This is a genomic window from Bradyrhizobium sp. (assembly GCF_030654605.1).
GTDB lineage: Bacteria > Pseudomonadota > Alphaproteobacteria > Rhizobiales > Xanthobacteraceae > Bradyrhizobium.
This window is the reverse complement of sequence record NZ_JAURXB010000247.1, coordinates 1-9,777: the sequence shown is the minus strand read 5'-3', so window position 1 is coordinate 9,777 and position 9,777 is coordinate 1. Positions and strand designations below refer to the sequence as shown.

At 63.8% G+C, this 9,777-nt stretch carries 10 protein-coding genes and 1 tRNA gene; 8 read left to right on the top strand and 3 right to left on the bottom strand.

Translation table 11 applies throughout. From position 1 onward, the window contains the following. Nucleotides 1-389 precede the first annotated feature (389 nt). On the bottom strand, nucleotides 390-1,175 hold the full coding sequence (locus Q7U29_RS22385) for an SDR family NAD(P)-dependent oxidoreductase (protein ID WP_304744903.1): 786 nt from the start codon (nucleotides 1,173-1,175) through the stop codon (nucleotides 390-392). A 135-nt stretch (nucleotides 1,176-1,310) separates the two neighbouring features. Between Q7U29_RS22385 and Q7U29_RS22380 the strand changes: the two genes are divergently transcribed. Both Q7U29_RS22380 and Q7U29_RS22375 read left to right on the top strand, forming a co-directional pair. After that, nucleotides 1,311-2,033 carry a histidine phosphatase family protein gene (locus Q7U29_RS22380; RefSeq protein ID WP_304744901.1) on the top strand — a complete coding sequence of 241 codons (723 nt, stop codon included), beginning with the start codon at nucleotides 1,311-1,313 and terminating at the stop codon, nucleotides 2,031-2,033. 87 nt (nucleotides 2,034-2,120) lie between these two features. Next, complete coding sequence (locus Q7U29_RS22375) at nucleotides 2,121-2,888, top strand: SDR family NAD(P)-dependent oxidoreductase (RefSeq protein WP_304744899.1); 768 nt, start codon at nucleotides 2,121-2,123, stop codon at nucleotides 2,886-2,888. A gap of 193 nt (nucleotides 2,889-3,081) precedes the next feature. Here the strand turns inward: Q7U29_RS22375 and Q7U29_RS22370 are convergent, their stop codons facing one another. After that, a complete protein-coding gene (locus Q7U29_RS22370; protein ID WP_304744897.1) occupies nucleotides 3,082-4,305 on the bottom strand; it encodes a serine hydrolase in 1,224 nt (407 codons plus the stop codon). 495 nt (nucleotides 4,306-4,800) lie between these two features. Here Q7U29_RS22370 and Q7U29_RS22365 point away from each other — a divergent pair. After that, nucleotides 4,801-4,876, top strand: a tRNA-Trp gene (locus tag Q7U29_RS22365). A gap of 118 nt (nucleotides 4,877-4,994) precedes the next feature. Here Q7U29_RS22365 and Q7U29_RS22360 read toward each other — a convergent pair. Then, nucleotides 4,995-6,209 (bottom strand): OpgC domain-containing protein, encoded by a 1,215-nt coding sequence (locus Q7U29_RS22360; RefSeq protein ID WP_304744895.1) that lies wholly within the window; start codon nucleotides 6,207-6,209, stop codon nucleotides 4,995-4,997. 423 nt (nucleotides 6,210-6,632) lie between these two features. Between Q7U29_RS22360 and secE the strand changes: the two genes are divergently transcribed. The 5 genes from secE to Q7U29_RS22335 all read left to right on the top strand — a co-directional run bounded on the left by secE (nucleotide 6,633) and on the right by Q7U29_RS22335 (nucleotide 9,705). Further along, a complete protein-coding gene (gene secE / locus Q7U29_RS22355; RefSeq protein WP_304744893.1) occupies nucleotides 6,633-6,824 on the top strand; it encodes a preprotein translocase subunit SecE in 192 nt (63 codons plus the stop codon). Between the two features lie 23 nt (nucleotides 6,825-6,847). Next, a complete protein-coding gene (gene nusG, locus Q7U29_RS22350) occupies nucleotides 6,848-7,378 on the top strand; it encodes a transcription termination/antitermination protein NusG (protein WP_291860669.1) in 531 nt (176 codons plus the stop codon). Nucleotides 7,379-7,513: 135 nt separating this feature from the next. Next, nucleotides 7,514-7,942 (top strand): 50S ribosomal protein L11, encoded by a 429-nt coding sequence (gene rplK / locus Q7U29_RS22345; protein ID WP_299745815.1) that lies wholly within the window; start codon nucleotides 7,514-7,516, stop codon nucleotides 7,940-7,942. 6 nt (nucleotides 7,943-7,948) lie between these two features. Then, a complete protein-coding gene (gene rplA, locus Q7U29_RS22340; RefSeq protein ID WP_304744890.1) occupies nucleotides 7,949-8,641 on the top strand; it encodes a 50S ribosomal protein L1 in 693 nt (230 codons plus the stop codon). 86 nt (nucleotides 8,642-8,727) lie between these two features. Beyond that, nucleotides 8,728-9,705, top strand: a complete 978-nt coding sequence (locus Q7U29_RS22335; protein WP_304744888.1) for a 2-hydroxyacid dehydrogenase — start codon at nucleotides 8,728-8,730, stop codon at nucleotides 9,703-9,705. Nucleotides 9,706-9,777: the final 72 nt, after the last annotated feature.

The following is a 9,777-nucleotide window of genomic DNA, read 5'->3' as shown; positions in this document are numbered from 1 at the left end:
TAAACCATTGCGCGGGGAGTGCCGGGTGATTCCGGTGTGACCTGACTAACGCGTGTGCCTTCTACCACTACCCATTGCACACGCGGCTATCGGGCGCATCGGGCGCCCGGCCTCCCCGCGCCCTCTGATTGCAGAGGGCGGAAAGTAAATGGCAAACCTCGGGCGAAACGCGCCGCGAGATGGAGAAGTCATGTTGTGTTGACACAGCCCTTGCGTCGTCCCTGCGAACGCCGGGACCCATAACCCCGGTCGTCTAAGGCCATGGCGCAATGCTTCAACAAGTCCACTCACACCACCCCCAAACTCGACGGCCCGGCGTATGGGTCCCTGCGTTCGCAGGGACGACAACTTGTCATGATGCGACACTGCGCGTCACATCCTCTTGCCGACTAGATCGGCTTCCCTGCATACGGCATCGATGCGGTCAGGCCGCCGTCGACCGGGATGGCCTGGCCGTTGACGTAGGACGCGTCGTCGCTGGCGAGGAATAGTCCCATCGCCGCCAGTTCATGCGGCTGGCCGGCGCGCTTGAGGGGATTGAGCTGGCCGATCTTGCCGTCGGTGCCACGCTGCCTGGCGTTGTCGAAGATCGGTTTGGTCATGCCGGTCTCGATCAGGCCGGGGCACACCGCGTTGATGCGCACGCCGGTGCCCGACAGCGAATAGGCGGTGGTCTGCACCAGGCTGATGACGCCGGCCTTGCTGGCCGCGTAGGGATGACCGCTGGCGCCGGATTTCAGGCCCGCCACCGACGCTGTCAGGACGATCGCGCCGGACTTCTGCGCGATCATGTGCGGCATCGCATGCTTGACCGCGAGGAACGGGCCGATCAGGTTGACGCGCAGCACTTCCTGCCATTGTTCCACGGTCTGCTCGGGCAGCGGCACCAGCCCGCCGCTGACCCCGGCATTGGCCCAGATCGCGTCGAGCCTGCCGTATTTCGCCACCGCCTTGTCGATGAAGGCCTTCACGTCGGTTTCCGAACCGGCATCGGCCATCACGGCCTCGACCGTGCCGCCGGCGTTGCCGACCAGCTTGGCGGTTTCGTTGACGCTGTCGCTGCGGTCGACGATGACGAGTTTCGCGCCTTCTTTTGAGAACAGCAGCGCGGCGGCGCGGCCGATGCCGCTGCCGGCGCCGGTGATGATGACGGATTTGCCTTCGAGGCGGCCCATGAGTTTCTCCCTTGCAGACTTGATTATCGGCGCTTGCCGCCTTGCGGAATTTCAAACAAGATTTCAAACGTCAAGTCGCTTGAGGCGATGCGTGCTCTGACGTAGGACACGCAACAGTATTGAAGGGTCCCCGCGATGTCCAATCCAGCCAAGCTGTCCGCTGCTTCATCCGGCGTCGTCGCGACGCGATGGTGGTGGGTGCGCCATGCGCCGGTCCGCGAGGACAATGGCTGCATCTATGGACAGAAGGATCTTGGCTGCGACACCAGCGACCGCGTGGTATTCGCCGCGGTCGGAAAGATCCTGCCGCGCAACGCAGTGTGGGTTGCGAGCAATTTGAAGCGGACACATCAAACCGCCGACGCGATCTGGGCCGCCGGCTTCCCGAAGCCCGCGGTCATGCCGCACGAAGCCGCGTTTGCCGAACAGCATCTCGGCGAATGGCAGGGCATGAACCGCGCCGCGTTCCTGGCCAGCCTGCCGCTGGGCAGCCACTGGTTCGCGCCGATCGATCAGCCCGCGCCCGGCGGCGAAAGTTTCATGGATCTCTACACCCGCGTGCGCGGCGCGATCGAGCGCATCAATACCGAACACGCCGGCAAGGACGTGATCGCGGTGGCGCATGGCGGCACCATCAAGGCGGCCATCGGGCTCGCGCTGGGCAACCTGCCGGAGAAGTGCCTCGCCTTCGACATCGACAATTGTTCGGTGACGCGGCTCGATCATCTCGCCAGCCACGACCACAGCAGCTGGCGGCTGCCGATGATCAACCAGCAGCCCTGGATCGCCGACGCCTCGCACAATGCCATGCACCAGCCGGCGGGGCCGGAAGTGGTGCCGGTGACGAAACTGGCGTGACACTGCGTCGGTTGCCGATTTTACGAAGACTGCCTAGCTCTGAAATCAAACCGGTGCGCTCGACACCGAACAATACGGGAGAAACACATGAGCCTGTTCGACATGAAGGGCAAAGTCGCCGTCATCACCGGGTCCACCAAGGGCATCGGCCGCGCCATCGCGGAACGGATGGCGGAACACGGCGCCAAGGTGGTGATCTCCTCGCGCAAGCAGGACGTCTGCGATTCCGTGAGCAAGGAAATCAACGACAAGTTCGGCAAGGGCACCGCGGTCGCGATCGCCGCGAACATTTCCAGCAAGGAAAACCTGCAGAACCTGGTCAACGAATCCAATCGCGCCTTCGGCAAGATCGACGTGCTGGTCTGCAACGCCGCGTCCAATCCCTATTACGGACCGCTCGCCGGCATTTCGGACGAGCAATTCCGCAAGATTCTCGACAACAACATCGTCGCCAACAACTGGCTGATCGGCATGGTGGTGCCGCAGATGATCGAGCGCAAGGACGGCTCCATCATCATCGTGTCGTCGATCGGCGGCCTCAAGGGCTCCACCGTGCTCGGCGCCTATGCGATTTCGAAGGCCGCCGACATGCAGCTCGCGCGCAATCTCGCCTGCGAATACGGCAAGCACAATATCCGCGTGAACTGCATCGCGCCCGGCCTGATCAAGACCGATTTCGCCAAGGCGCTGTGGGACAATCCGGAAAACCTGAAAGCCTCGACGTCGCGTTCGCCGCTGCTGCGGATCGGCATCCCCGACGAGATCGCCGGCGCCGCGGTGCTGATGGGATCGAAGGCCGGCGACTTCATGACCGGCCAGACCGTGGTGATCGACGGCGGAGCGACGATCAGTTGAGACTTCGTCGTCCCTGCGAACGCAGGGACCCATACGCCGTGCCGCCGCTGTTGGAGTGCGATGGGCGACACGGCGTTACGGAAAGGCCGCGGCGCCGCGATGAGCGCAATTGCGCTCATCGCTGGGGTCCCGGATCGGCGTTCGCTGCGCTCACTTGTCCGGGACGACGGAGTTAATTTTTCGCGGATAACCGTCATTCCACCGCGGCGTACACCGCGTTGCGGAGCACGTTGCGGATATATTCGCGCTGGCCCGGGCCCTGCATCATGAACACGGCGAACATGTCCTCGACCGGGTCGATGAAGAAGAACGTGCCGGCCATGCCGCTCCAGAAGAACTGACCGGTCGAGCCCGGGAACGGGGCCATGCCGCTCGAGGTACGCACCGCGAAGCCCAGTCCAAAACCGTGACCGGCGGGCATCAGCGGCGAGTCGACCTTGACGTCGGCGCCGAGATGATCCGACGCCATCAACTGCAGCGTCTTGCGGCCGATGATCCTGTTGCCGTCGAGGGTGCCGCCGCCGAGCAGCATCTGGCTGAAGCGCGCATAATCCATGGTGGTCGACAGCAGGCCGCCGCCGCCGGATTCCATCACCGGCTTCTCCAGCATGTTGAAGAACTGCACCTTGTCGCCGGTCCAGGGATCGTTCGCAAACGGCTCGGCGAGCCGGCCGGCGTTCGCCTCGCCGGTGTGGAACGCGGTCTCGGCCATCTGCAACGGCGCCAGGATGCGCTCGGTCAGGAAGGCGCTCAGGCTCTTGCCGGAGACCACTTCGATGACGCGGCCGAGAATGTCGGTGGAGCGGCTGTAGTTCCACTCGGCACCGGGCTGGCACATCAGCGGCATGCCGGCGACCAGCGTGGCGTGCTCGGCGTTGCTGATCTTGCGGCTGCGCAGCCGCGATTGCTGGTACATCTGCTGCACCAGGCCGTTGCCGGTGTGGTCGTAGGTGATGCCCGAGGTGTGGCGCAGCAGGTCCTGGATCGTCATCTGCCGCTTGAGGGGGACGAGGTCGAGCTTGCCGTTGTTCTCGACGCCGACCTTCTGGTCGGCAAATTCCGGAATGAATTTCGCCACGGGATCGCCGAGCAGGAAATGGCCGTCCTCGACCAGCTGCATGATGCCGACCGAGACGATCGGCTTGGTCATGGAAAAGATCCGGAAGATCGAGTCATGCGCCATCGGCGCTGCGGTCGCCGGGTTCTGCCGGCCGAGCGCCTCGAACCAGCCGATCTGGCCGCGCCGCGCCACCAGCACGGTGGCACCGGGCAGCGTGCCCTTGTCGATCTCGCGCTTGAAGGCGTCCGACATCCGCTGCAGCCGGGCCGGGGACAGACCCAGCGCTTCCGGTTTGGCCTGGGGGAGGGAGGGCGTCTGCGGAATGGCGGTTGGCTTGGCGGCGGTTTGCGCGGTCATGGTCTCTCCCGTTTGTTGCTCTTGTTGCTTGTGGTGGGGTTGCCTAGGCTGGCCGAAAGTCTGGCGCAGAATGCGCGGCTTGAACAGGGCGTTTACCGCAAGACAATGATGCGAACGCTGCTCCGGGTTCTCGCTATCGTCGCCGTCTCGGCGGCGTGGCCCATGGCAGCCGGTCACGCTGCCTGCCCCGAACGCCCCGCCTGCCGCGGCTGCGGTTGCAAGGGCGGCCCCGGATACCGGGCTCCGGATGGGCATTGCGTCGGCTTCAGGGAACTCGACAAGGTGTGTGGCAGCCCGCCGAACCGTTGCGTGTTTGAAAATGCCCCGGGAACCGGCGAAAGTCGCGAATGCGCGCGGCCGTCGCGGCGGCCTTCCGACAAGGCGCAGAGCCAGGTCCGGCCGCCGGGCGGAGGCTGGTTCCGCCGCTTCGCGCTTGCAATCGGGGCGTTTCCTATGCTTGAAACGGCGCGGATCGGCGGCGACGCAAGGTTCTGTAGGGGTGTAGCTCAGTTGGTAGAGTACCGGTCTCCAAAACCGGTTGTCGCAGGTTCGAGCCCTGCCGCCCCTGCCAGCATTATCAACAACTTAAGCTGATTTCCAGCGACACCCGGTCAAGCGCTTCAGGCGTAGCCGGAAACGTGGTCCGCTGCGGGCGCGTGGTCGCTGGCGCGAATCCCAGCTCGATGGAATCAGATAGCGCCCGCGACCGCCCTGTCGTGTTGCTGCTTTGGTTCGGTGAGGGGCGCGCGGGTTTCGTCCGCAACTGGATGGTTGATGTGGGCATGGGCCGGTCTCTCGACCCGCTTCGACCACGACCTGTAATAGGCGACCGCCGTCATGATCGCGATGCCGCCGGTTCCGAGCAGCAACTGCGCGAGGAGCCCGTCGGCAGTCGTCAGCAAAACAAAGGATGCAAGGAACGAGAGGTAGATTCCGACGCAGAACACCTCGAGGGATTGCTGGCCGCATTTGACCAGCGGCCGCCAGATCGCGGCTTGCAGTCCCGGCGTGTCGATCGGTATCAACCGCACCACCACGATGACCAGAATCCCCAGATGCAGGAAGCGATAGGGCGCCAGATTGGTCTTGTCGTTCGGATTGAAAGCCTCGAACAGAACGCGCGGAAAAATGGTCTGCGGCTCGGGCAGGTGCGCCGCCAATGTCATGGCGGCCGCAAACAGCAGGTAAATCACGGCAGAGAACAGAACGATCCGGGAGCGGACCAGGAAATGCAAGGTATCGGCACCGCCCAACGCCAGCCACGCGCCCAACACGAAAAGCAGCTGCCACGCGAACGGATTGAAATACCAGACACCTGCCGGATACGAGGGCAGGTTCCAGCCGAATTGCCGGGCGGCGAAATAGAGCAGCACCGACCCCAGCATGACCCAGTTGCGGTGCCGGAGCATCAGCCAGAGAACCGGCGGGAAGGCGCCCATCAGGACGACGTAGAGCGGCAGCACGTCCAGATTCAGCGGCTTGTATTTCAGCAGCAGGCCCTGCGTCAGCGTGTCGACCGGAGCGACCAGCAGGGGTGCGACATTGAATCGATGGATGAAGTCGGAGGCGTCGAACCTGTCCGACAGGAAAAGCACGGAAGCCAGATAGAACACGAACAGCAGGACGTGAGCGACATAGATCTGCCAGACCCGCCTGACCAGCCTCGTGGCTCCGAAAACAAAGCCGCCCTCGAGCATCTTTCTCGTGAACACGAGAGCCGAGGTGTAGCCGGAAATGAACACGAACAGGTCGGCGCCGTCGCTGAAGCCGTAGTTTCGGAACGAAAACCAGGCCAGAACAGGGCTGGAAACATGCCCGAGGAACATGGCCCAGTTGGCAAGGCCACGAAACAGATCGAGACGCAGATCCCGCCGGGAGGGTGGAAGTGCAAGCTTGACGCTCATCGATGCTCAGCCCACAAATGACGGTCCGGGACGGCGAGGTTGCGTTGCACCCGGCTGACGGCCCGTATCGCCCTAGCCAAGCGCCTGACCAATCTAGCCAAGAGCCTGATCAATGCTAGGGGCGGTGCGAGCGGCCCTGTTGAGCCACGTCAAAGGCAGGGCGCTTGGGGATCCGGCGCGCGGACAGCCAGGATGCTGAAGCTCCGGTGTAGGCTCCTGTGGCACCTTGACCTTTTGGGCCGTCCGCAGTACACAGCCGCACCTGCAGCCGGCCCGTTTTGACGGATATCCGGCGCGGCTTTGAAATCCCCGAACAATCGAGCCCGCTGGCCGGCTCATCCTTCAAGAGAGGGCTGGGCGCTAGAGGGCTGTTCGGATTCCTTGAAACCCAGATCGTCCCAGCGGACGCGGATGACACAAACGATGGCTTTCAGCCCGTTCAAGTTCCTGCAGGAAGTGCGCTCGGAGACCGCCAAGGTCACCTGGCCGACCCGCCGCGAGGTGACGATCACCACCATCATGGTGTTCGTGATGGTGGCATTGGCCTCGATCTTCTTTTTCGCCGCGGATCAGATCATCCGTTATCTCGTCACCTTCTTGCTCGGTATCCGCTGATGGCAAGCGCCGGAACACAGACGATGGACAAGCGCTGGTATATCGTTCACGCCTATTCGAACTTCGAAAAGAAGGTGGCGGAGTCGATCCGCGAGCAGTCGAAGCAGCGCGGGCTCGAAGAGCTGTTCGAGCAGGTGCTGGTGCCGACCGAAAAGGTCACCGAGGTGCGCCGTGGCCGCAAGATCGACGCCGAGCGCAAGTTCTTCCCGGGCTATGTGCTGGTGAAGATGAAGCTCACCGACGAAGCCTTCCATCTGATCAAGAATACCCCGAAGGTAACGGGCTTCCTCGGCGCGGAAAACAAGCCGATGCCGATCTCGGAAGCCGAAGCCATGCGGATCCTGCACCAGGTGCAGGAAGGCGTCGAACGCCCGAAGGCGTCGGTCTCGTTCGAGATCGGCGAGAATGTGCGCGTGGCCGACGGCCCGTTCGCGTCGTTCTCCGGGGTGGTCGAGGAAATCGACGAGGCGCGTTCGCGCGTGAAGGTCGCGGTGTCGATCTTCGGGCGTGCCACGCCGGTCGAGCTGGAATTCGGTCAGGTCGAGAAGGTCTGATCGTTCACCTCTCCCGCTGCGGCGGGGCGAGGGCGAAGCCGTGGGAGGAGAGGGATGATCGCCAGTCATCCGTCGAACCGCACCACGGTCCTGTGAAGCTTCCGGGTTGTCCGGAAACAACATGAGGAGTGATAAATGGCGAAGAAAGTGACCGGATACCTGAAATTGCAGGTGCCGGCCGGGTCGGCGAATCCTTCGCCCCCGATCGGACCCGCGCTTGGTCAGCGCGGCCTCAACATCATGGAATTCTGCAAGGCGTTCAACGCGCAGACGCAGAAGGACGAAAAGGGTACCCCGATTCCGGTGGTGATCACGATCTACGCCGATCGTTCGTTCACCTTCGAGATGAAGACCCCGCCGATGTCCCATTTTCTGAAGCAGGCGGCCAAAATCCAGTCCGGGTCGAAAGCCCCGGGCCGCGACAAGGCCGGCGCGGTGACCAAAGCGCAGGTGCGCGAGATCGCCGAGAAGAAGATGAAGGATCTCAATTGTGACTCCATCGAGTCGGCCATGAAGATGGTCGAGGGCTCTGCCCGTTCGATGGGTCTCGAAGTTGCGGGGTAACGGGTCATGGCAATCGGAAAACGCTTGAAGAAGGCCCGCGAGGGCGTTGATCGCGAGAAGCTTTATCCGCTCGCGGACGCCATCAAGATGGTCAAGGAACGCGCCACGTCGAAGTTCGACGAGACGGTCGAGATTGCGATCAATCTCGGCGTCGATCCGCGTCACGCCGACCAGATGGTGCGTGGCGTGGTGACCCTCCCGAACGGCACCGGCCGCACCTTGCGCGTCGGCGTGTTTGCGCGCGGCGCCAAGGCCGACGAAGCCAGGGCCGCGGGAGCCGACGTGGTCGGCGCCGAGGACCTGGTCGAGAAGGTGCAGGGCGGTCAGATCGATTTCGATCGCTGTATCGCCACTCCCGACATGATGCCGCTGGTCGGACGCCTCGGTAAGGTGCTCGGACCGCGCGGCATGATGCCGAACCCGAAGATCGGCACCGTCACGATGGACATCGCCAACGCCGTCAAGGGCGCCAAGGGCGGTTCGGTCGAGTTCCGGGTCGAGAAGGCCGGCATCGTGCAGGCCGGCATCGGCAAGGCGTCGTTCACGGCGGACAAGCTGGTGGAGAACGTCAAGGCGCTGGCGGATGCCGTAGCCAAGGCGAAGCCCGCCGGTGCCAAGGGCACCTACATCCAGCGCGTCGCGGTTTCCTCCTCGATGGGACCGGGCGTGAAGGTTGAGCCGGGCACGCTGCTCGGCTAACGGCCGATCGCGCGACGACAATCATTCAAGGGCGGGACGGGGAAACCCGTTCCGCCCTTTGTGTTTCGACTTCAGGAATCCAGCCGATGTCCAACAAAGTCTTGGTCTATTCCCGTTTCCCCAAGGCCATGATGGTGCGCATCGGGCAAGGCTTCGAATTGATGGATACTGCCGGCAAGCCAGTGAGCGAGGTGTTCGCGGCGGATCAGCTTTCCGGGGTGACGGCGATGGTCACGGCGGGTGGCACGCCGCTGGGCGCAGCCCAGATGGACCTGATGCCGAAGCTCGGCGCCATCGTCTGTTATGGCACCGGCTATGACGGCGTCGATCTGGCCGCCGCGGCGCAGCGCAGAATCGCGGTAGCCCACAGTCCGGGCGCGAATGCCTCCTCGGTCGCCGATATCGCTGTGATCCTGATGCTGGCGGCGACGCGGCGGCTGCTGCCGGCGGACGATTATGTCCGAAGCGGCGGCTGGTCGTCGGCAAAACCGTCACCGATGATGCGGCCGCAGGCCGGCATGCGCGGGCGCCGCATCGGCGTCTACGGCATGGGGGAGATCGGCCGCAAGATCGCCGCGCGGGCGGCGGCATTCGAGACCGAAGTTGGCTATTTCAGCCGCAGCCGGCATGACGTGCCCTATCCATACTTCCCGAGCCTCGAGGCGCTGGCGGACTGGTGCAGCGTGCTGATGATCGCGGTTCGCGCCGGTGCCGACACCCAGCACGCCGTCGATGCCGGGATCCTGAAGAGGCTGGGCGCGGACGGCCATGTCATCAACATCTCCAGGGGCTCGGTGATCGACCAGCAGGCTTTGGTCGCAGCGCTCGCCGACAACACCATTGCCGGTGCCGGTCTCGACGTGTTCGAGCAGGAGCCGCACGCGCCGGATGCGCTCACCGCGCTCCCGAATGTGGTGCTGACCCCGCATATCGGCGGCCATACTCTGGAGTCGCACACGGCGATGCAGGACTGCGTGATCGCCAATCTCGAGGCGTTCTTTGCCGGCCGGCCGCTACCCTATCGGGTGCTGGGGTTGAACCCAGCCAGAACTCAGTTGCCGTAGTTTGGCGGCAAATGGATTTTTTTGCGTGCGGTCTCATCCGGGATCCGCGCGACGCGGGCGATAGCCTTGTTT

Excerpts from the sequence above, each read along its gene's own strand:
- Q7U29_RS22385 (WP_304744903.1), bottom strand. The coding sequence starts at position 1,175 with ATGGGCCGCCTCGAAGGCAAATCCGTCATCATCACCGGCGCCGGCAGC.
- rplA (WP_304744890.1), top strand. The coding sequence starts at position 7,949 with ATGGCAATCGGAAAACGCTTGAAGAAGGCCCGCGAGGGCGTTGATCGC.
- Q7U29_RS22380 (WP_304744901.1), top strand. The coding sequence starts at position 1,311 with ATGTCCAATCCAGCCAAGCTGTCCGCTGCTTCATCCGGCGTCGTCGCG.
- nusG (WP_291860669.1), top strand. The coding sequence starts at position 6,848 with ATGGACAAGCGCTGGTATATCGTTCACGCCTATTCGAACTTCGAAAAG.
- Q7U29_RS22370 (WP_304744897.1), bottom strand. The coding sequence starts at position 4,305 with ATGACCGCGCAAACCGCCGCCAAGCCAACCGCCATTCCGCAGACGCCC.
- Q7U29_RS22335 (WP_304744888.1), top strand. The coding sequence starts at position 8,728 with ATGTCCAACAAAGTCTTGGTCTATTCCCGTTTCCCCAAGGCCATGATG.
- Q7U29_RS22375 (WP_304744899.1), top strand. The coding sequence starts at position 2,121 with ATGAGCCTGTTCGACATGAAGGGCAAAGTCGCCGTCATCACCGGGTCC.
- rplK (WP_299745815.1), top strand. The coding sequence starts at position 7,514 with ATGGCGAAGAAAGTGACCGGATACCTGAAATTGCAGGTGCCGGCCGGG.
- Q7U29_RS22360 (WP_304744895.1), bottom strand. The coding sequence starts at position 6,209 with ATGAGCGTCAAGCTTGCACTTCCACCCTCCCGGCGGGATCTGCGTCTC.
- secE (WP_304744893.1), top strand. The coding sequence starts at position 6,633 with ATGGCTTTCAGCCCGTTCAAGTTCCTGCAGGAAGTGCGCTCGGAGACC.